We start from the raw sequence: 21007 nt of genomic DNA, 5'->3' as shown, positions 1-21007 counted from the left end.
CCAATTAATGGCCAAGCCATTGGTTATTGTGCACAAATCTAATGATTAGATTGGTGTGAATACGTTAGTTATAACAATATACTAGTCATATGTCTTTCGACACAAACCGGATTATTAGATGTGATGCGAATATTTTTCCACTCATTGCTATGTACAATTGTCATCACCTTGTTAAATGGTTGCTTTTTCTTCCAAGATGATGAGCAGCGTTGGGAAATTGAGCCCAATGGTGCCACCAGCTTTGCACTCAGCAGAGATGGACGCTTCGCCCTGCTCTACTCTCAGCAAAAGCAACTGCTCCTTTGGGACCTCGCCGAAGACCAAGAGTTGGCTCAGCTTGGTCCACAAGACCAGTTAGAAAACCAAGTATCGCGTATCCGTATCTCGGACAATGGCCGTTTTGCCATTACCGCTAGCCAGATGAACTTCGCCGTTTGGGACTTATCTTGGACTCAAGCACAAGGGCTTTGGTCTATCTCCGATGGCTTGATTCGCGATGTCGATATCTCTAGCAATGGTGAAAAAGTATTGCTTGGCCTGTCTAATGGCAAAGCGATCTATGTGGACTTAGTCACCGGACGCCGTCTTGAGTTCCTTGCTCACCGAGAAAAAGTTAATTCTGTTTCCCTTTCTTCCAATGGTCGCTACGCATTATCAGGTGGCAACGACTATAAAGCCTACCTGTGGGATACCGAGTCAGGCTTGGTATTACGCACCTTTGAGCATGAACAAAGAGTAGTACGAGTCGCGCTACAACGCGATGGTGAACTGGCTTTTACCTCTGATGGCGGCAATCAAGCGATGATTTGGGATCTTGAAACGGGCGAACCTCAAGCGCAATTGCAAAGCTGGTCTCGACAGTTGATTTTCTCGAGTGCGCGTTTTTCTGATGACGGCAGTATGTTGGTGACGGGCACACCATCCAGCCAAGTGAGTGTGTGGAATACTCAGGATGGCAAGCGAATTTCTCGCCACGATGCTGAGCCATTAAAAGATGCTCGCCCTCCTCGTGCGGTAGTGTATGATGCAGCCTTTGATGATAAGAACCGTGTGATATCGGGCACCTCTGCGGGCATTGCCCAAGCTTGGAATGTGGATTAAGAACGATGACAGAAAAGCGAGTTGAACAACTAGAAAGCCGCGTAAATGACCTAGAGTGTCAGCTAGCTTTCCAAGAACAGACCATTGAAGAACTCAATGAAGCGCTTAGCCAACAACAAATGTTAATCACGAGAATGCAAGATCAGATGAAGTTCGTGGTTGGCAAAGTAAAAAATATGGATGGCTCTAATCTAGCCGACGCATCAGAAGAGACGCCACCTCCACACTATTAAGTGCGGTTCAAAATAACCAATTAAATCTAACGACGCATATCGTTAGTTTCTCGTCCTCAATGTGTAAACACATTTCAGGACGGGACATAGAAAACTAAGAGGGCGACAGATACTTATCTGTCGCCCTTTTGTTTATTTCATCTCAGTGAATAAGCTAAAGCCAATTAAGCCGATACCAACTTAGTCGTCGGCATAAATCTTCACTTCAACACGACCTTGAGTATCAACGCTTGCACGATACATTCCTGAGCTGTTCATACCAAAATGTATATCGCCTTGGCCATCGATAGCGATCAAGCCACCTTCTCCACCCATGGTTTTCAATTCACCTTGAATGATCGTTTCGCAAGCGGTGTGCACATCTTCTTTCAGATAACGCATTCGTGCTGCGACATCACTGGCGACCATTTTACGTAGGAAGAACTCACCCATCCCGGTTGTTGAGACGGCAACATTGCCATTTTCAGCGATGGTTCCTGCACCAATGATCGGAGAGTCACCCACACGACCGTATTTCTTATTGGTCACGCCACCGGTACTGGTTGCTGCCGCTAAGTTACCCGCTTGGTCTAATGCGACCGCACCAACCGTGCCGTACTTTTTATCGTCAGGGTATTTCTCAGCTTGCTGCTGATCATATTTCGCTTCAGACAGAGCAAAGATGCCTTTCTCTTTCATCGACTGAAGTTGGTCATAGCGGCGCTCAGTAAAGAAGTAGTCTTGCTCGGTAAAGGTGTAGTCATGCTCAAACGCAAACTTCTCGGCACCTTCACCAATCAGCAACACATGGTCGCTTTTCAGCATCACATCACGCGCAAGTTCAATTGGATTTTTGATATGGCGAACGCCTGCAATAGCACCCGCATCCATTTCGCGGCCGTGCATCACAGAAGCGTCCATCTCAACAAATTCATCATGCGTTAAAACAGAGCCCCTACCGGCATTAAAGTGCGGGCTGTCTTCCATCACCTTAACCGATGCCACTACCGCATCCAGAGCATCACCACCCGATTGCAATATTTGATAACCAGCCAAAACCGATTTTTCCAAAGCCTCGGTAATACCCGCTTTTAATTCATAGCTCATTTGCTCGCGCAAGATGGTTCCTGCACCACCATGAATGGCAATTGAAAAAGGCTGTGACATACAAACTCTCCACTGACGTCGTCTTATAATGTTGTGCTATCAATACCACATCCATGGTTCGATGTCTGATAACGAAAACCAAACTTTTACGAATGCTTAGATTTGCGGACACTTAGTTTGGTAGAGAAAAGCGAGGTCAAAAAGCGAGACTCCTAAACGCAAAAAGCCTCCACAAGGGAGGCTTTCAAGATTCTTAAACTAAACCGTTAATTCGGTATTAGTGAGAACCACAGCTACCGCCGCCGCAGCAGCCGTCTTTTTTCTCTTCACCGTGGTCATGGCCTTCGCCACCACAGCAACCGCCTTCGTGGTCATGATCGTGGTCGTGACCGCCACAGCCGCCTTCTTGGTGTACGTGACCGTGTTGAACTTCTTCTTCAGTCGCTTCACGAACCGCTACAACTTCAACGTCAAACGTTAGAGTTTGGCCAGCTAGCATGTGGTTACCATCAACAACAACTTCGTCGCCATCTACTTCAGTAACTTCAACTGGGATTGGACCTTGGTCAGTATCCGCTAGGAAACGCATGCCAACTTCGATTTGCTCAACACCTTGGAATACGTCAGCAGGAACACGTTGAACTAAGTCATCGTTGTGCTCGCCGTAAGCGTCTTCTGGAGTAACCGTTGCTGAGAACTTGTCGCCAGCTACTTTGCCTTCAAGCTCTTTTTCAAGACCTGTAATTAGGTTGTTGTGACCGTGAAGGTAATCTAGTGGAGCTTCTGCAGTTGATTGGTCAACTACTACGCCATCTTCAAGTTTCACTTGATATGCAACACTAACTACTACGTTCTTTTCAATTTTCATGAGAGCTCCAAGGAGGTTTGGACTAAGCTCGAACAGTTGAGCTTAGGAAAAATTCTGTACCGGGATATTATGGGGATCAATTAACGAAACTCAATCATTCTGGCTTAAAAATACCGATCATTTCTTGATTCGCGTGTTCAGATTTCTCTACAGTTTTCGGTTTACGCTGTTCTGTGAAGTCACAATCGACACATTCCACCAGCTCGATATTATTTTCAATCCACCAACGGAGTGTGTCTTGAGTGTTGCAACTTGGGCAACTTGCCCCTGCGATAAAGCGTTTTTTCTGTTTCACGTTCATATCCTTTACTGCTCTGGATTCGCGGTTCTTCCCACTCACTTTATTGATAAGTTAAGCAGAGACCGCGTTTATTATTAGGTTAGTTCTATAGTCTGTTATTTCTATGCCCAAGCTCTATTTCTAAGCTCAAGCATGAGTTATCACTTCAAGCTACTGCCAATAGTTTCGAGATTGGTGATCGTTTTCCATCTCGTGTCCAAAGATCTCTTCAAGTTCTTTACGAGCCTCTTTCGCTCTTTGGGCTAACTCGGCATCTTCGTTATGCTGAGGCAGCAACTCTTTCAGCATACCATTATCCAACTTTCTAAAGTGTGCTTCTGCTCGCTTCGCTTTATATGGATGCATGCCAAGTTCAGTCAATGTTTGACGACCTAAATCCAATGCTCCAAGGAAGGTTTCACGCGAATAGTTACTCACACCGTGGTTAAGTAGTTGATACGCTTCAACACGGCTTCGTGCACGCGCCAAGATCTTTAAGCGTGGGAAGTGCTGCTTACATAAATCGACGGTTTTCATGATTTCATCTGGGGAGTCAGTACACAACACAATCGCCTCTGCTTTATCAGCACCGGCTGCGCGTAATAGCTCTAGGTGAGTCGAGTCTCCGTAAAACACCTTGTAGCCGAACTTTCTAAGGATGTGTATTTGGCTGGCATCACTTTCAAGGACAGTGATACGAATCTTGTTGGCATACATCAGACGACCAATGATCTGACCAAAACGACCAAAGCCCGCAATAATCACTCGAGGGCTGCGATCAACCACATCCGAAGACATCGCACTTTCACTGATTTGATTAAGCTGACGTGCAAAGAATCGGTCTTGCAGTTTAAGCATCAATGGCGTGGTCACCATAGAAAGGCTCACAACCACCAGTAAGAACGACACTTGTTCGCCACTTAAGATGCCTTGAGCACTCGCCGCAGTAAAAATAACGAAAGCGAACTCACCACCTTGGCTAAGGATCATCGCCATTCGGCTGCGTGCTTTAGCTTGAGTGCCGAAGATACGAGCCAGCGCATACAGCACCAAACCTTTCAATACGACTAGCGACGACACTGCAATAAGTATTGCGAATGGGCTTTCTGCCAGTAGACCTAGGTTTACCGCCATACCCACAGAGATAAAGAACAGACCAAGCAGTAAACCTTTGAATGGATCAATCGCGATCTCAAGCTCGTGTCGATATTCACTTTCAGCCAGAAGTACGCCCGCTAGGAAGGTACCTAATGCCATCGACAAGCCAATCCGTTGCATGATCACAGCAATACCAATCACAAGTAACAGCGCCGCGACGGTGAATAACTCACGCACACCACTCATCACTACGTATCGGAAAAGTGGTCTCAATAAGAAGTGGCCACCGACCAGTAGGCCAATCACGCCACCCAGCATCCACAGCATGTCAGCCCAGCTACCGCCGGTATTACCCGCAAGTAGAGGCAACATTGCTAGCATTGGAATAACAGCGATATCTTGGAAAAGCAGTACTGCAAAGCCCGACTGCCCGGCTTCTTTGCCGCCGAGCTCTCGCTCTTCAATAACACGCAAGGCAATCGCAGTCGAAGACAGCGCCAAACCCATACCTATCACGAGACTGGTTTGCCAGGTTAATCCAAATAGACAGGCGATGGCGGTAATAATCAGAGTGGTGATCAGCACTTGTGCGCCACCGAGTCCTAGAATCGGCGCTCGCATCTGCCACAGTTTTTTCGGATTAAGTTCGAGACCAATCAAGAAGAGCAGCAGTACCACCCCGAATTCGGAGAAGTGTAGAATCGCTTCGACATCACTGATTAAGCCAAGCCCCCATGGACCAATAGCGACACCCGCTAATAAGTAACCTAATACTGAACCTAAGCCTGCTCGCTGCGCGATAGGAACCGCAACCACAGCCGCCGCTAAAAATATAGCGCTACTTTGTAGGAAATCATTAGTCAGAGCCATCATTCGCTCCTATATCTTGTAGCGGATCTCGCAACCAATTTCGATATTCTTCAGCGTGTTGGTAACGCGTCATATCCGAGACATTTCTAGCCCAATGTAAAACCAAAGGGGATATCCAGTTCATTTGACACAAAGCAGCGGTGAGCTCGAATGGTTGCAAGATCTCTTGTAATGGATATTTATTATAACCTGCGGCACCAAACGCCTCTTCTTTACCACCGGTAGTAATCACACTGCGCCAGTGTTTGCCTTTAAGCGCACTTTGCTCACCAAAAGCAAAGCCCTTGCCTAACACGCGATCAAACCACTCTTTTAACAATGAAGGACAGGAATACATGAACAGAGGATGCTGAAACACGATCACATCGTACTGAAGGAGCAATTCATGCTCATAAGGCACATCAATAAAGAAGTCAGGGTAGATGGCGTAGAGATCATGAACTTTGACATGACCGAGCGACTCTACCTTCTTAACCATCATCTGGTTAGCAATAGAGGTTTGCGGCTCTGGGTGCGCATAGATCACTAATACCTTTGGCACGGGTTTGTCTGTCGAGGGAGTAATACTCATTCCTTTGAAACATTCCTTTAAGGGCTAAACGGTGGCAAGGCCACAAGAATTTAAGCAAAAGTTATTAATATGTTATTGGCATCATAACGCAAATTGCATTGTGATCGACTTTTATCTGGTTTCAGCCTACTATGCAGGCGTCTGTTCACCTCTAATTTCTATGCTATTTCAATTATGATTACTTTCTCTGATATTCAATTGCTACGCGGCGGTAAGCCACTCCTCGAACAAGCATCTGCGACTTTTCACCCTGGCGACAAGATCGGTTTGGTTGGTAAAAACGGCTGTGGTAAATCTACGCTATTCGCCTTAATTAAGGACGAACTGTCTATTGATGCGGGTTCATTCAGTAAACCAGCCCATTGGGAAATGGCTTGGGTTGCTCAAGAAACACCTGCATTAGAAAGAACAGCAATTGAATACGTGATTGATGGCGACCGTGAATACCGCGGCCTTGAAGATCAACTAGAGAAAGCTGAACAAGCCGACAATGGCACATTGGTAGCAGAGATCCACGGCAAGATTGAAACCATTGGTGGTTACAGCATAAAGGCACGTGCTGCCGAGTTACTGGATGGCCTAGGCTTTAGCCAAGAACAAATGACATGGAACCTGACTCAATTCTCAGGTGGTTGGCGTATGCGTTTGAACCTAGCGCAAGCCCTACTGTGTCGCAGTGACCTACTGCTACTCGATGAGCCTACCAACCACTTGGATTTAGACGCAGTAATGTGGCTCGAGCGTTGGTTACAAAGCTACCCTGGCACGCTAGTGCTTATCTCGCACGATAGAGACTTCTTAGACCCTATCGTCAACCGCATCGTGCACGTTGAAAACCAACAGCTCAATGAGTACACGGGTAACTACTCATCGTTCGAAACCCAACGAGCGCAAAAACTGATTCTGCAACAAGCGATGTACCAAAAGCAGCAGAAACAGATGTCTCACATGCAGAGCTACATTGACCGTTTCCGTTACAAAGCTTCAAAGGCTCGCCAAGCGCAAAGCCGTATTAAAGCGCTAGAGAAAATGGAACAAGTGCTGCCTGCTCAGTTTGATAACCCATTCAGCTTTGAATTTAGAGAACCAGACGCACTACCAAACCCAATCATGATGATGGATGAAGTATCAGCGGGCTATGATGACAATCTGATTCTAGAAAAGATTCGCTTGAACCTAGTACCGGGCAGTCGTATTGGCTTGCTTGGCCGAAATGGCGCTGGTAAATCAACACTGATTAAACTGCTTTCTGGCGAACTGAAACAGCAAGGCGGTGAACTGAGTTATTCGCAAGGCGTTAAGATTGGTTACTTTGCACAGCACCAGTTAGAAACGTTGCACCCAGAAGAAACACCGCTGCAGCACATGATGCAGATTGCCCCTAAACACACCGAGCAACAATTGCGTGATTACCTAGGTAGCTTCGGTTTCCAAGGTGAAAAAGCACTTGATAAAGTAGCACCCTTCTCAGGTGGTGAAAAAGCGCGTTTAGTATTAGCGCTACTGGTATGGCAAAAACCAAACCTGTTGCTACTCGATGAACCAACCAACCACTTGGATCTCGACATGCGTCAAGCGCTGACTTTTGCCCTGCAGACATTTGAAGGCGCAATGGTTATCGTATCGCACGACCGTTACCTACTGCGTGCGACTACCGATGATTTATACCTTGTACACGACCGCCAAGTAGCACCGTTTGATGGTGACTTAAGCGATTACTACAAGTGGCTAACCGAACAGCAGAAAGTTGAGCGCAAAGAAGCACAAGCATTGGCACCAGCAAAAGACGGCGCCAACAGTGCAGCAGCGAAAAAAGAGCAGAAACGAAAAGAAGCCGAGTTCCGTAAACTGACGGCACCACTTCGTAAAAAGCTCACTCAATTTGAAAAGCAGATGGATAAGTTAACGCAGGCTCTTGAAGAAGCCGAACAAGAATTATCCGACACTTCACTGTATGAAGCTGAAAATAAGGCTAAACTGAATAAAGTACTCGCTCTCCAAGCGAGCAGTAAGTCACAGCTAGAAGAAGTTGAAATGGATTGGATGTCCACTCAAGAAGAGCTTGAGCAGATGGAACAGGATATGGATAGCTTATGAGCCCAGAGCACGCCCCAATATCACTAACACTGGAACGACTATGGCAATTTAGCCTTCAGTATTACAGTGTGCGCGGTGTAAAGGATGCGTGCCTAGCTTTGCAAAACCAGTTCCACGGCAACGTCAATCTACTGCTGCTTCTCAAATGGCTTGATGAGCAGCAATTGTCTTTTGCTGAAGAGGAGTGGCACAAGGTTCAACAGTGCTTGAGCCGCTCTGAAACCCTGCTTCATAGCTATCGAGAGCTACGTAAACATCTCAAAGCACACGTTGTCGACTCTCTATACCGTGAAGCGCTAAAGTTTGAGTTACAGCTTGAAAAGCAACAACAGTCCGATCTGGTCGACTGTATAAACTCCCTACAGCTGTACGCTAACCAGCAATCACCGCTCACTTTTCAGTACTGTCGTTTATTAGGGGCTGAAAACCTCTACGACGCTTTTTCTGAACCAGCACCACAGCCCTAGCTCATTCTCTTTCCCTTTTATTCAATCAAGATCCAAGCTTAACCTTGATATTATTCAAACGGTTACCCATAGCCTGTTTTTGTATCTCGTATAAGTGAAGCCTTGCGCTTATGCCGAGAATCAACCAAGCTCAAATAAAAACGTGGGCGTTTCGTTACAAACTCAACACGTTATCAAAACCCGTATAAAGAAGCATGGATCGTTTTTATGACAATATTTACCGCAGCTGCTGGTCTCTCTAATCCGCACTTACAAACCTTAGTGCCACGGTTTATTAGGAAGCAGGCGCTGTTTCATCCTCACTGGCAAACCTTAGAAACACCCGATGGTGACTTTCTTGATCTTGCTTGGAGCGAATCACCAGACGGTGACACCTCAAATAAAAATGATCGCAGTAGCAAGCCGATATTCGTTCTATTCCACGGTTTAGAAGGTAGCTTTGAGAGCCCTTATGCCAATGGATTAATGAATGCGTTTGCTAAAGATGGTTGGTTGTCCGTGATGATGCACTTCAGAGGCTGCAGCGGAAAACCCAATCGCCTGGCTCGCGCTTACCATTCAGGTGAAGTCGAAGATGCGCGCTTTTTTCTAAGACACCTGCACGCCCAGTTTCCGAATAACCCTAAGGTTGCGGTTGGCATATCTTTAGGTGGAAACATGCTGGCGAACTATTTGGCTGAGTACGCAGACGACCCATTGCTGTCGGCGGCGACCATCGTATCTGCTCCTTTTGACTTAGCGTGTTGCTCTAGTCGTATTGAGCGTGGTTTCTCCAAGCTCTATAAGAAGTACCTGCTCAACTCTCTAAAATCGAATGCGCTAAAAAAGGTTAACCTGCTGCAGGAAAAACTTGGCATCACCGCTGAAGCCATCAAGAACATCACCAAACTGTATGAGTTTGATGAGCGAATCACTGCGCCTCTGCACGGCTTCAAAAATGCCCAAGATTATTATGCGCAATGTTCTGCGCTGCCTAAGCTCAATAAGATCAAACTACCGACTCAGATCATTCATGCCAAAGACGACCCTTTCATGACCGATGATGTGATCCCAAAATTTGTTCTGCCCGATAACATCGATTATCGACTGTTTCAAAAAGGCGGCCATGTTGGGTTTATTACTGGCAGTACACTCAAGCCAAGGTTTTGGTTAGAAGAAGCCTTGCCTGCCTACTATGAAAGTATCCAAGATTCGGCATAATGACCGAGCCTTAGTAAATAGAAGTAAAACAATACTAAGCACACGCATTTCTACATCAATAAACCTATTTATGAACATAAAAGAGAGAAGTATTTATGATCATCCCATGGCAAGACATTGCGCCAGAGACACTGGAAAACCTCATCAAAGAGTTCGTGCTGCGTGAAGGCACAGACTACGGCGACGTAGAGGTTTCACTGCAAAACAAGATTGATCAAGTGAAACATCAATTAGCTTCAGGAGAAGTCAGCATTGTGTTTTCTGAGCTCCATGAAACCGTTGATATTCAAGTCACAAAACGCTTCTAAGCTGCGCTCATAAAGGAGCCGTGTTATAGTGGTAAACGATTGCTAACAAGTAAGTTACTCAAAAGACAAGGGTTGTCATGTCCGCTAAACATCCAATTATTGCGGTGACGGGTTCATCTGGAGCCGGCACCACCACCACCTCAGAAGCCTTCCGTAAAATGTTCAATATGATGGACGTGAAGGCCGCTTGGGTTGAAGGGGATAGTTTCCATCGCTTCACTCGCCCAGAGATGGATGTCGAGATCCGTAAAGCGCGCGAGCAAGGTAAGCACATCAGCTACTTTGGTCCTCAAGCCAACGACTTTGGTGCGCTAGAAGAGTTCTTCCGTAAATACGGTAACGAAGGTACAGGTAAAGTAAGAAGCTACCTACACACCTTCGATGAAGCCGTGCCTTACAATCAAATGCCGGGCACCTTCACGCCATGGCAAGAGATCCCTGAAAACTCCGATGTGATGTTTTACGAAGGCCTGCACGGCGGTGTGGTTGATGGCGACATTAACGTTTCTCAACACGTCGATTTGCTGATTGGCATGGTACCTATCGTAAACCTAGAGTGGATTCAAAAATTCGTTCGTGACACCCGCGATCGTGGCCACTCACGCGAAGCCGTAATGGATTCCATTGTTCGTTCGATGGATGATTACCTTAACTACATTACCCCGCAATTTTCGCGCACTCACATCAACTTTCAGCGTGTTCCAACCGTAGATACATCTAACCCTCTCAACGCCAAAGGGATTCCAAGTTTAGACGAAAGCTTCGTAGTTATACGTTTGCGTGGCATCAAAAACGTCGATTTCCCCTACCTTCTGGCTATGATTGATGGCTCGTTTATGTCTCGTCATAACACGCTAGTAGTGCCAGGCGGCAAGATGAGTTTTGCTATGGAGCTCATTGTGAGGCCAATCCTGCAACAACTCATCGAAACCGGAAAAATAGGTTAACAAAACGACATTCTGGTTGATTACTTTTCATACCGTGATCATGTGCACAATTTTGCGTAAAAAATCGTAGCTTGGTCACGATTAAAATCAAGAAATAGTACCTGAAAAAGGATACTATTCTTAAACGAAACACAAGATAGCTTGCAGCACTCAACGAGTGCTCTTATCCTACAAGTCAATCAAGGCTTAGCTAAAATACGGAAAGCGGCAAGCATACCCTGCAGAGGAAGTGAGATATTATGGTTCTAGGTAAACCTCAAACCGATCCAACATTAGAGTGGTTCCTTTCACACTGTCATATTCATAAGTACCCTTCAAAAAGTACTTTGATTCATGCTGGTGAAAAGGCAGAAACCTTGTACTACATCGTTAAAGGTTCTGTGGCAGTTCTTATCAAAGACGAAGAAGGTAAGGAAATGATTCTTTCTTACCTAAACCAAGGCGACTTCATCGGTGAGCTTGGCTTGTTCGAAGAAGACCAAGAGCGTACAGCTTGGGTTCGTGCTAAATCTCCTTGTGAAGTAGCTGAAATTTCTTTCAAGAAATTCCGTCAACTTATCCAAGTGAACCCAGATATCCTAATGCGCCTTTCAGCGCAAATGGCAAACCGTCTACAAGTAACTAGCCAAAAGGTTGGTGACTTAGCGTTCCTTGATGTAACAGGTCGTATCGCTCAAACGCTACTAAACCTAGCGAAACAGCCAGATGCAATGACTCACCCTGACGGCATGCAAATCAAGATCACTCGTCAAGAGATTGGCCAGATCGTTGGTTGTTCTCGTGAGACCGTTGGTCGTATCTTGAAGATGCTAGAAGAGCAGAACCTAATTTCTGCACACGGTAAAACTATCGTGGTATACGGCACTCGTTAATCTCGATTAACTGAGCCAAAAATTTGAAAGCCACCAAATGCGAATTTGGTGGCTTTTTTGTTTTCTGAAGACCCAGAGAGCAGATGCGAGATACGATAAAAACTCACAGAATCCTATTTGTAAACTTCCTCGAAGCGAAGCGTACTCGAATCTCTAGGACAAAGTCCGTGCTCGTACCTTTTGTTAACCGTTGGTGCTCTCAAAGATTTTGTCAGCTGATGCTGCAACAAAACCTGTGTAAAGCTCACCGTTGACCATCGCATAACGCTTAGCGAACTCATAGAAGCCGCCAGGAATCATCTCATTGCCTTCAACAAATGAAACTGGGACTTTGTCTGCCATTGTTGATGATTGCTCTAATAAGACCTCTGGAGAGCCTTTAACCTGACCGCCAGATGCATTGATTGTGAAGCCTGACTCGCTCAGGTAGTCATTCACCGCCTGCACTTCATCAAATTCATTTAGCTGGTTCACACTCACCGTAAAGTGGTTTGCACCATATCCATGAGCCGCGAGCCAAGACGCGTATTCGCTCTCGTTCGCTAGTACTTGGAAGTCAGCGAAGCTCAAATCCCAAAGACGACCACCAAACAAGAACTCATGACCTTGAAGCTTACTTGAGTCCACTTGCTCAACCAACTTAGCAACGATCTGTTGCAAGTCACTTGAACACTCTTCTACCTTCAACTCACTAATGAACACTTTTGGTTGTTTTGGATCTGGGTGCTCGTAATGCTTAGCCACCAACTTCTTGCTCTCAAACAAGTAGTCGCCACACGCCTTATAGCCTAACTCTAGGAAAGGCTTCGCTAATGTTTCAATACCCAAAGAAGCAACATTGAAAGTACGCAATGCAATGTGATCATTAATCAGCGCTTCGTCTTCTTTCAGCAAGTGATGCACTTTCTCGGCCGATGGACAAAGCCTGTGAATGTAATCGTCCCAAAGTGATTTAAAGAGTAGATCGGGCGTCATGGTGACTCCTTGTCAAAGGTTCTAGCAAGCTAGTAATTTGGATAAGAGAGGGAGAGGCTGAGACACAGAGTCAGCAGCCATCAGCCTGTGACATACTTTTTCTATTATTATCTACCGCCCAATCTAGGTGTCGGACGTGATGGAAAAGGAAAGCGATAACACCACTTCCCTATTTCAAGCTTAACGCATGAGCCTAAGACTCATTAGCCTAAATTAAAGCTCAATACCCGGGCTAAACGTTGCTGGAAGTTGAGTTTCACCGCCTTCCATTGAAGCCATAGGATAAGCACAGTAGTCCGCCGCATAGTAAGCACTTGGGCGTAGGTTGCCTGAAGCACCCGGACCACCAAATGGTGCATCACCACTTGCGCCTGTTAGCTGACGGTTACGGTTAACAATACCCGCACGGATATGGTCAACGAAGTATTCCCATTCAGAATCATCTGTTGATACTAGGCCAGCAGATAAACCAAAGCGTGTGTCGTTAGCTAATTCAACCGCTTGCTTTAGCGATTGGTAACGAACCACTTGTAGCAGTGGACCGAAGTACTCTTCATCCGGCAGCTCAGCAATGTTGGTTGCGTCGATAATACCCGGAGAAACAAACGCCGCTTGACCCGCTTTTGCTTCTACTAGGCTGACGCCGCCTAACGATTGTAGATTCGCTTGCGCGTCCAGAATGAACTTAGCCGCAGCTTCAGAGATCTGAGGACCCATGAAGGGTGCTGGTTCAGCGAATGGCTGATCAACACGAATCTTTTGCGTCGCTGCGACCAGCTTATCGAGTAGCAGATCCCCCTTCTCGCCAACAGGCACGTACAAACGACGAGCACATGTACAACGTTGACCCGCACTGATGAACGCCGATTGGATAATGGTGTATACCGTTGCGTCTGCGTCACCATATTGGTCACTGATCACCATAGGGTTATTGCCACCCATCTCTAGTGCCAGCATCTTGCCCGGTTGGCCCGCGAATTGACGGTGAAGGATATGCCCCGTATTAGCACTACCTGTGAACAGCACGCCATCAAGACCTTTAGCATCGGCCAGTGCGATACCTGTCTCTTTAGCGCCTTGTACTAGGTTGATTACGCCAGCAGGAAGACCCGCTTCTTGCCATAATTTCATCGCAAACTCACCCGTCCAAGGTGTCTGCTCTGAAGGCTTAAATACCACGGTATTACCCGATAGCAGTGCAGGAACAATATGACCGTTAGGTAGGTGACCAGGGAAGTTATAAGGACCAAATACTGCCATCACGCCTAATGGACGGTGACGCAGTACAATCTGGTTGCCTGCCGCTTCACGAGAAGCTTCACCGGTACGCTCATGGTAAGCACGAATTGAAATAGCAATCTTGCCCGCCATTGCGCCCGCTTCAGTGCGAGTTTCCCAAATCGGTTTACCCGTCTCTTTCGCGATGATTTGCGCGATTTCTTCGCTGTTCTCTTTAACTTTCTCAGCAAAGTTCAACACGATCGCTTCACGCTCTGCAAAGCTCAGTTTTTTCCAAACCAAGAAGGCTTCACGAGCTGCTGCTACTGCAGATTCAACCTGTGCTGGTGTCGCGCTATCACCCTGCCACACTACTTCATTGTTGTATGGGCTTACTGATGTCATGGCGTCACCTTGACCTTCCACCCACTGTCCTGCTATCCACTGAGTCATACTTCTATCCTTAAAATCTTCGACAGATAATCGCCGCTCTTATTGAGCCAACATGCGAACGAATTCGCCTTCTTTTACTTCAAGAGCGCTTGCTACTTCAGATGATAAAATCACTGTGTCGCTTGCTTGGTCATACGCACCTTTCGCGGCTACTGCGCGGAAGTTCTCAAACGAGGTATTACCAATTAGGAAGTCTTTAGAGCTAGAGTGCTCTGCAATTTGAACCTGTGCTCGAATTGAGTGACGCACAGATTCGATGTTTCTTAGATCACACTCAACCGTTGGGCCTGCATCAAAGATGTCGACATAACCACGGTTGGTGAAACCTTCACGTTCCAGCAACTTAAGTGCAGGGCGCGTATTGTCATGTACCTCTCCGATCACCGCTTGAGCTTCTTTGCTCAGTAGGTTCACGTAGATAGGTAGCTTAGGCATTAGGTCAGCAATGAAGCCTTTCTTACCAATACCGGTTAGGTAATCGGCAAGCGTGAAGTCAATCGAGAAGAAATGTTCTTGCAGCCATTGCCAGAAAGGAGAATTGCCTTCCGCATCTGATACACCACGCATCTCAGCAAAGATCGTTTTTGAGAAACGCTCTGGGTGCTCAGCCATCAGTAGGAAACGACACTTAGACATCAGTCGACCGTTTAAGCCTTTGCGGTAATCAGGACGTAAGAACAGCGTACAAATTTCGCTGCAGCCTGTGTAGTTATTACCAAACGTCAACAGCTTAACCACGTTATTCACTTTAAGGCGCTGTGAAGAGTGAACCACTTTACTGATGTGGTACGAGTAAAAAGGCACATCCCAGCCAATTGAGGCTTCGATGCCTGTCGTGCCTGCGACTTCTCCCGTTTCAGTGTCGAAGCCAACCATTAGGTAGCCTTCATCACCAGGTTCAGTCACGTCTGGTTTGGCAAAGCTGTATTCAGAGTGAGTAATACGGTTGGTTAACAGTTCTTCGTTAACCGGAAGAGATGTGAATCCGTGACCAGATTCAACCGCGCAGGTATGCAACGCATCGTAATCAGATAATTTTATTGGGCGAACAACTAGCATCAATATTCCCTCCAGATGCAAAACAGGCCCAAAACGAGAATCTTGGGCCTTTAGCAGTACGTCATGGGATCGCTCTAATGGCGATCATTCCTATGACGCCGCTCAGGCTAAACTAGCGTAGCGATTGCTTTGTCTAGTTTTGATAAACCTTCTTCAATTTCTTGTGTAGTGATAACCAGTGATGGCGTGAAACGAACCACGTTTGCACCCGCAACCAGTACCATTAGGCCTTGCTCGCCTGCTGCTACTAATACGTCACGCGCACGCCCTTGCCATTCGTCATTCAGTGCAGCACCTAACAATAGGCCTTTACCACGAATCTCACTGAAAATTTGGTATTTGTCGTTAATCTTAGTTAGACCATCACGGAATAGCGCTTCACGCTCTTTTACGCCTTCTAGAGTCTCAGGTTGGCTAACTACGTCAACCACTGCTTCAGCTACCGCACACGCCAGTGGGTTACCACCGTATGTAGAACCGTGCGTACCAACCTTAAGGTGTGTAGCCAGTTCAGACGTCGTCAGCATTGCGCCGATAGGGAAACCGCCACCTAGAGACTTCGCTGTGCTTAGAATGTCTGGCGTCACGCCCAGACCTTGGTAAGCATAGAAGTTACCAGTACGACCATTACCTGTTTGTACTTCATCAAAAATCAACAATGCATTGTGCTTGTCACACAGTTCACGAACCGTATTCACGAACTCAGCCGTTGGAGAGATGATACCGCCCTCGCCTTGCAGAGGTTCCATCATGATGGCACAAGTGCGATCAGAGATATGCGCTTCTAGAGCGGCAATATCGTTGTAAGGTAGGTGAGTTACATCGCCAGGTTTTGGACCGAAGCCATCTGAGTAAGCTTCTTGACCACCAACGGTTACAGTAAAGAAAGTACGACCGTGGAAACCTTGTTTGAATGCAATGATTTCAGATTTCTCAGGACCGTGAACATCCGCAGCCCAACGACGAGCTAGCTTAAGTGCTGCTTCGTTCGCTTCTGCACCAGAGTTCGCAAAGAATACTTTTTCTGCAAAACATACGTCAGTTAGCTTCTTCGCTAGACGCAGTGCAGGTTCGTTAGTCATTACATTACTTAGGTGCCAAATCTTGTTTGCTTGCTCGGTAACAGCATTAACCATTGCTGGGTGACAGTGACCCAAACAGCTCACAGCGATACCACCAGCAAAGTCGATATACTCTCGGCCTTGTTGGTCCCAAACGCGTGCGCCTTCCCCTTTTACTGGGATCATTTCCATTGGGTTATAACAAGGCACCATCACCTCATTAAACAGACTACGTTCTACTTTATTTTCCACTGTCATCGTACATTCCTTCTCGATACCGCAAGCTTCGCAAATAAGCGTAATGGTTCATAAGTGAGACAAGGATATTTTGTCTCGCCATAATCCCGCTGCAGCATTATATTTACATTTAATTAACCTTTTCAATAGTAGATTATTCTTTAGCCATCCCTTACAACCAGCTAAACGTCACTACCTATGACTATTTATGCATCAAACAATCTGTTTTATGAAGCTTTTTTTACCTAAACGTATAACCAGCAACAGCAAAGCCTTACTGGTACAGCGGTATAAGGGGTTCGAGAGGAAATAAGGCGAATAATATTGCATAGACTAAAAACTTAGCCTGAAGAGGGAGAAATGTTATAAAAAGTGATCGGCGTCAGAGGGATGAAGACGCGGCGCGCCCGAATTAAAACGCTTAACGAACGAGGTAATACGTTTAACTGGCTTATTTGAACGAATGAAAAGCCAAATTTAAACACTCAACGCGCTAAGAAGTTAGCAAGAAGCTGGTGTCCTTGCTCTGTTTTAATCGATTCAGGGTGAAATTGGACGGCATCAATCGGCAAGGTTTTGTGTTGATAACCCATGATCTCATCCATACTGCCATCTTCAAACTCTGTCCAAGAAGTGAGTTCAAAGCAATCAGGGAGCGTACCATTTTTCACCACTAAAGAGTGGTAACGAGTCACAGTCAGAGGATTATTGAGACCTTGAAAAACGCTCTTACCGTTGTGACGGATCGGAGAGGTTTTACCATGCATCACTTGTCTGGCTCTCACCACTTCACCACCAAAGACTTGAGCAATGGCTTGATGACCAAGACACACACCTAAGATCGGCAGCTTACCAACGAAGTGTTCAATCACCTGCAGCGAAATTCCCGCATCATCGGGCGTACATGGGCCCGGCGAGATAACAAGATGGCTAGGATTTAGCGCTTCGATGCCCGCAATATCAATCTCATCGTTGCGAACAACTTTTACAGTTACCCCTAACTCACAGAAATACTGATACAAGTTATAGGTAAAAGAGTCGTAGTTATCGATGATAAGTAACATGGGTCGAAATCGTTTGCTAAATACTAAAGGATTGGGAGATATAGGGGCGGTATTGTGCAATACCCATAGCGAAAGGCAAGTGGAAACTGCATTTCGCCAATAATTAAGGCCAACCTAAGTTGACCTTAATTGTTTACAGATAGCGTTAAGTTATCTGAATTGGCTTACTTGTATGGCAAGCCAATCTATTTGTGATTGAGCTACTTACGACGACGCCACATTGCTAAGCCAAATAGTGACATAAGAGCACCGAAGCCAAATGAACCGCCTACTCTTAGCTCAAGAACGGCAGGATCATGATCCGATGAACGGAAGTGATCTTGGTACTTAGGTAGGTCACCTTTGTACTCTTCGTTGTAGTCAAACAACGTCGACTCACCACCATTGATGTGCCAATCGGTAGCATCGACAACCCTATCTTTCAGGCTTTCGCTGATCAGCAGGTGGTCTAGAGCGCCAACTTCATCATTGTATGAGTAGCTCCAGCTGTCTGGGTGCTTTTGAGCCACAGCATTGATATAACCGTAGTTCTTCGTAATCACCGCACCGCTATCACCAAACTGCTCAACACCATCAATGTAGGTATTACGAGCTGCTTTGATCTGCTTGCCGTATTTCTCTTCCGAGTAATCGGTTAGCACCAGCATTGGATCTTCCATGCCGTACGAGTTCATATCACCCAGGATCACTTTGTGACCTTTGATGCCATCGAGCGCTTCACCTAATGCAACCGCCGCAGCAACACGGAAGTTCTCACATGAACCTTGCTTATCGGCATCAACGCCGCCTTGGCCGCCCTGCTCAATCGGAGCAGCATCTTCCCAACACTTAGAGCCTTTCGATTTAAAGTGGTTGATCGCTACGGTGAGTTTCTCTTTGGTGCCTTTAACTTTAAAGGTTGGCGCCAATGAGTCACGTTGGTAGTTCTTACCGTCTTCAATCACCTTGCCTGAATCGTCTAACACCTCTGGTGCTTGTTGGCTTGGCATCGCGATAACACGGCTGTCTTTAAGCTTAACCACCTTCTTACGGTAGATAACACCCGTTGTGATAACGTCAGTACCAATAGAGTCCATCTCGTCGGTTACGCCGTCTTCGTTCGAGTCGACAGCCACAAAGGTATAACGGTCTTTCTTACGCTCAATGCGATCATTCAGTTGGTTTACAAGTTGCTGAATGGCAGAGCCTTCACCAAAGCCATTGTTCTCAATTTCCATCAAGCCAATGATGTCTGCATCTAAGCGAAGAATCGCGTTCACAATCTTCTCTTGCTGCATCTCAAACTCAGTGATGGTGTTCGCGCCACGGTTATTGCCGTGCTGATTCGCGTCGCCACCAAATGGAGAGTTGAAGTAGTTCAATACGTTGAAGGTCGCAATACGTAGGTCGCCTTCATCCATGTCTGGTTTGTCGGTACGCGGATCGTTACGCACATAGTTTTCAGCCGAGATCTGGTTAGTCGCAATTAAACGGTACTCACCGTAGCTGTAAGTCAGCACGCCTTCTAGGCCAACAATGGTGTCATCAATGCGGATGTAATCTTCTGTTGAACCATCTTGGTCGATATCAGTGCGGCCAAAATCTGGGTAGAAAGGGACTTGTCCATCAGCCGCTTTTTGATCGGTTTCAACGAAAAGACGGCGGTCTGCGTTGTCTTCAGTTTGCTGCTTCGCTTCGTCAGATCCCGCGGCGAAAAGCTGGTTCGGCTGCATGTTAATACGCTCATGCGCCAGTACCATGTTGTTACGACGACCTGCGTAGTCATAACCAAAGGTACGCGTCACACGCATATCAAGCGCTTCGGTTGTTTTCACCAACATGCCTTCGTAGCGTTCAAGCGTTGCAGCGAAGTTCTCGTCACTGTCTAGCACTTCAATCGCCGTCGCTTCAGGGGATTGCTGTTCGCCCTGCTTTAGCCATTGGTTGTTTTCAACTTTAAGCTGAGTGTTGCTGTAGTATTCTTGAACCTTACCTTTCACACACACCACATCACCCGCAACTAAATCTGAGCTTGACTGGTTAGTGTGAATAAATAGACCCTCAGAAGTGCTTGAGTTGAAGTCATCCTCAAGTGCTTGCAGGTAGAAGCCTTTGGTTAGGCCAGTAGTCACTGCGCTAACTACACCTTTTACGAAGTATTCATCGTCGGTGATGTACGGGTAGCCATCGATGAACGGTGATGTTGCACCTTCGCCTTGGATCTCTTGAATGGTGGTAAATACCGGGTCTGAGCCATCTTCTGTACAAGTAAAGGCTTCTGGCAGCTCAACGCTGTCTAGTGAACCTAGCCCTTCAATACTGTCTTTTGGTAGCGATACCCATTGTGAAGCATCAAACGTCGCAGAAGGTGTTTGTGTCGCACGAACCAAAGTAACATCTTTGCCCCAGTCCACATCGCCCATCAAACCAACAACATCATGCACCGAACCATCTGCATTCAAGATAGCTAGCGGGTCGTCACCATTATGATTAGCCAATGAAGCATTTAGAATGTCAGCGACCGCCTTAATCTCATCACTCGCACTAGAATGTGCGACCACGAGTACTTCACCGGGTGCTAAAACGTGTCCATCTAAAGGTAAAGTGGCACCCCATGATCCGTTGCCATTGGCAGATTTCGCCAATGAGTAACCATCTAAACTAATGCTGCTATCGCCACTATTGGCAATCTCAACCGCTTTGTTATAGCTGCCGCCTTCCACATATTGTGAAATAAACAAATCAGCGTGTGCGCTTGTAGTTAACAAGCTACCAATTGCCACTGCTAGCAATGAAGGTTTGTGTAAAAGAGCCATCCGTTTCACCTGAGTTCATCGAGTTATAGTCACTGCCATCTATGGGCAGTCATGTATTTTGTGGTAACTATCAGGTTTATTTATGAAAGGAATAAGTCAGTTGGCAAGAAAATGAGGAACTTATCACTTTGGAATCATCAATTGTTT

General features: G+C 46.3%; 19 protein-coding genes. 8 read left to right on the top strand and 11 right to left on the bottom strand.

The features are described 5' to 3' along the window. Window positions 1-123 precede the first annotated feature (123 nt). On the top strand, window positions 124-1101 hold the full coding sequence (locus tag AB4263_RS14810) for a WD40 repeat domain-containing protein (RefSeq protein ID WP_017063707.1): 978 nt from the start codon (window positions 124-126) through the stop codon (window positions 1099-1101). Between the two features lie 5 nt (window positions 1102-1106). Beyond that, on the top strand, window positions 1107-1334 hold the full coding sequence (locus AB4263_RS14805; protein WP_009848930.1) for a SlyX family protein: 228 nt from the start codon (window positions 1107-1109) through the stop codon (window positions 1332-1334). 180 nt (window positions 1335-1514) lie between these two features. On the opposite strand, the gene AB4263_RS14800 is transcribed toward AB4263_RS14805, so the two are convergent. The 5 genes from AB4263_RS14800 to kefG form a co-directional block, all read right to left on the bottom strand. Beyond that, the gene (locus AB4263_RS14800) at window positions 1515-2480 is read right to left on the bottom strand and encodes an isoaspartyl peptidase/L-asparaginase family protein (protein ID WP_372098433.1); all 966 of its coding nucleotides are present in this window, start codon (window positions 2478-2480) and stop codon (window positions 1515-1517) included. Between the two features lie 217 nt (window positions 2481-2697). Then, the gene (gene slyD / locus AB4263_RS14795; RefSeq protein ID WP_017063705.1) at window positions 2698-3288 is read right to left on the bottom strand and encodes a peptidylprolyl isomerase; all 591 of its coding nucleotides are present in this window, start codon (window positions 3286-3288) and stop codon (window positions 2698-2700) included. 94 nt (window positions 3289-3382) lie between these two features. Continuing rightward, a complete protein-coding gene (locus AB4263_RS14790) occupies window positions 3383-3583 on the bottom strand; it encodes a YheV family putative zinc ribbon protein (RefSeq protein ID WP_029235422.1) in 201 nt (66 codons plus the stop codon). A gap of 156 nt (window positions 3584-3739) precedes the next feature. Further along, window positions 3740-5536: a glutathione-regulated potassium-efflux system protein KefB gene (gene kefB / locus AB4263_RS14785; protein WP_017068828.1), complete on the bottom strand. Its 1797-nt coding sequence runs from the start codon at window positions 5534-5536 to the stop codon at window positions 3740-3742. Further along, complete coding sequence (gene kefG / locus AB4263_RS14780; RefSeq protein ID WP_372098432.1) at window positions 5523-6107, bottom strand: glutathione-regulated potassium-efflux system ancillary protein KefG; 585 nt, start codon at window positions 6105-6107, stop codon at window positions 5523-5525. Before kefG ends, kefB begins: the two co-directional genes overlap by 14 nt. Window positions 6108-6281: 174 nt before the next feature. Here kefG and AB4263_RS14775 point away from each other — a divergent pair, with 174 nt between their 5' ends. From AB4263_RS14775 to crp, 6 genes are all read left to right on the top strand, one after another. Further along, a complete protein-coding gene (locus AB4263_RS14775) occupies window positions 6282-8204 on the top strand; it encodes an ABC transporter ATP-binding protein (RefSeq protein WP_372098431.1) in 1923 nt (640 codons plus the stop codon). Then, a complete protein-coding gene (locus tag AB4263_RS14770; RefSeq protein WP_017061113.1) occupies window positions 8201-8671 on the top strand; it encodes a TIGR02444 family protein in 471 nt (156 codons plus the stop codon). Before AB4263_RS14775 ends, AB4263_RS14770 begins: the two co-directional genes overlap by 4 nt. Before the next feature lie 207 nt (window positions 8672-8878). Next, complete coding sequence (locus AB4263_RS14765; protein WP_019825349.1) at window positions 8879-9871, top strand: hydrolase; 993 nt, start codon at window positions 8879-8881, stop codon at window positions 9869-9871. Between the two features lie 95 nt (window positions 9872-9966). Continuing rightward, window positions 9967-10179, top strand: a complete 213-nt coding sequence (locus tag AB4263_RS14760; RefSeq protein WP_010435208.1) for a YheU family protein — start codon at window positions 9967-9969, stop codon at window positions 10177-10179. Between the two features lie 77 nt (window positions 10180-10256). Beyond that, window positions 10257-11126, top strand: a complete 870-nt coding sequence (locus AB4263_RS14755; protein WP_010435210.1) for a phosphoribulokinase — start codon at window positions 10257-10259, stop codon at window positions 11124-11126. A gap of 239 nt (window positions 11127-11365) precedes the next feature. Further along, window positions 11366-11998 (top strand): cAMP-activated global transcriptional regulator CRP, encoded by a 633-nt coding sequence (gene crp, locus AB4263_RS14750; protein WP_004729651.1) that lies wholly within the window; start codon window positions 11366-11368, stop codon window positions 11996-11998. A 183-nt stretch (window positions 11999-12181) separates the two neighbouring features. Here the strand turns inward: crp and AB4263_RS14745 are convergent, their stop codons facing one another. The 6 genes from AB4263_RS14745 to AB4263_RS14720 form a co-directional block, all read right to left on the bottom strand. Then, the gene (locus AB4263_RS14745; RefSeq protein WP_372098430.1) at window positions 12182-12973 is read right to left on the bottom strand and encodes a DUF1338 domain-containing protein; all 792 of its coding nucleotides are present in this window, start codon (window positions 12971-12973) and stop codon (window positions 12182-12184) included. 213 nt (window positions 12974-13186) lie between these two features. Further along, a complete protein-coding gene (astD, locus tag AB4263_RS14740; protein WP_372098429.1) occupies window positions 13187-14644 on the bottom strand; it encodes a succinylglutamate-semialdehyde dehydrogenase in 1458 nt (485 codons plus the stop codon). 39 nt (window positions 14645-14683) lie between these two features. After that, a complete protein-coding gene (gene astA / locus AB4263_RS14735) occupies window positions 14684-15703 on the bottom strand; it encodes an arginine N-succinyltransferase (RefSeq protein ID WP_372098428.1) in 1020 nt (339 codons plus the stop codon). Between the two features lie 107 nt (window positions 15704-15810). Then, window positions 15811-17022, bottom strand: a complete 1212-nt coding sequence (locus AB4263_RS14730; protein WP_372098427.1) for an aspartate aminotransferase family protein — start codon at window positions 17020-17022, stop codon at window positions 15811-15813. A gap of 464 nt (window positions 17023-17486) precedes the next feature. Continuing rightward, window positions 17487-18065 (bottom strand): aminodeoxychorismate/anthranilate synthase component II, encoded by a 579-nt coding sequence (locus AB4263_RS14725; protein WP_009848915.1) that lies wholly within the window; start codon window positions 18063-18065, stop codon window positions 17487-17489. A gap of 200 nt (window positions 18066-18265) precedes the next feature. Beyond that, window positions 18266-20860: an ExeM/NucH family extracellular endonuclease gene (locus AB4263_RS14720; RefSeq protein WP_372098425.1), complete on the bottom strand. Its 2595-nt coding sequence runs from the start codon at window positions 20858-20860 to the stop codon at window positions 18266-18268. Between the last annotated feature and the right edge of the window lie 147 nt (window positions 20861-21007).

It is taken from the genome of Vibrio sp. 10N.261.55.C5, from assembly GCF_041470505.1.
Classification (GTDB): domain Bacteria; phylum Pseudomonadota; class Gammaproteobacteria; order Enterobacterales; family Vibrionaceae; genus Vibrio; species Vibrio crassostreae_C.
This window is presented reverse-complemented; position numbering and strand designations above follow the sequence as displayed.

Bases quoted from the DNA above. Each gene is read 5' to 3' on its own strand.
- AB4263_RS14810 (WP_017063707.1), top strand. From the start codon at position 124: ATGCGAATATTTTTCCACTCATTGCTATGTACAATTGTCATCACCTTG.
- AB4263_RS14805 (WP_009848930.1), top strand. From the start codon at position 1,107: ATGACAGAAAAGCGAGTTGAACAACTAGAAAGCCGCGTAAATGACCTA.
- AB4263_RS14800 (WP_372098433.1), bottom strand. From the start codon at position 2,480: ATGTCACAGCCTTTTTCAATTGCCATTCATGGTGGTGCAGGAACCATC.
- slyD (WP_017063705.1), bottom strand. From the start codon at position 3,288: ATGAAAATTGAAAAGAACGTAGTAGTTAGTGTTGCATATCAAGTGAAA.
- kefB (WP_017068828.1), bottom strand. From the start codon at position 5,536: ATGGCTCTGACTAATGATTTCCTACAAAGTAGCGCTATATTTTTAGCG.
- kefG (WP_372098432.1), bottom strand. From the start codon at position 6,107: ATGAGTATTACTCCCTCGACAGACAAACCCGTGCCAAAGGTATTAGTG.
- AB4263_RS14775 (WP_372098431.1), top strand. From the start codon at position 6,282: ATGATTACTTTCTCTGATATTCAATTGCTACGCGGCGGTAAGCCACTC.
- AB4263_RS14770 (WP_017061113.1), top strand. From the start codon at position 8,201: ATGAGCCCAGAGCACGCCCCAATATCACTAACACTGGAACGACTATGG.
- AB4263_RS14765 (WP_019825349.1), top strand. From the start codon at position 8,879: ATGACAATATTTACCGCAGCTGCTGGTCTCTCTAATCCGCACTTACAA.
- AB4263_RS14760 (WP_010435208.1), top strand. From the start codon at position 9,967: ATGATCATCCCATGGCAAGACATTGCGCCAGAGACACTGGAAAACCTC.
- AB4263_RS14755 (WP_010435210.1), top strand. From the start codon at position 10,257: ATGTCCGCTAAACATCCAATTATTGCGGTGACGGGTTCATCTGGAGCC.
- crp (WP_004729651.1), top strand. From the start codon at position 11,366: ATGGTTCTAGGTAAACCTCAAACCGATCCAACATTAGAGTGGTTCCTT.
- AB4263_RS14745 (WP_372098430.1), bottom strand. From the start codon at position 12,973: ATGACGCCCGATCTACTCTTTAAATCACTTTGGGACGATTACATTCAC.
- astD (WP_372098429.1), bottom strand. From the start codon at position 14,644: ATGACTCAGTGGATAGCAGGACAGTGGGTGGAAGGTCAAGGTGACGCC.
- astA (WP_372098428.1), bottom strand. From the start codon at position 15,703: ATGCTAGTTGTTCGCCCAATAAAATTATCTGATTACGATGCGTTGCAT.
- AB4263_RS14730 (WP_372098427.1), bottom strand. From the start codon at position 17,022: ATGACAGTGGAAAATAAAGTAGAACGTAGTCTGTTTAATGAGGTGATG.
- AB4263_RS14725 (WP_009848915.1), bottom strand. From the start codon at position 18,065: ATGTTACTTATCATCGATAACTACGACTCTTTTACCTATAACTTGTAT.
- AB4263_RS14720 (WP_372098425.1), bottom strand. From the start codon at position 20,860: ATGGCTCTTTTACACAAACCTTCATTGCTAGCAGTGGCAATTGGTAGC.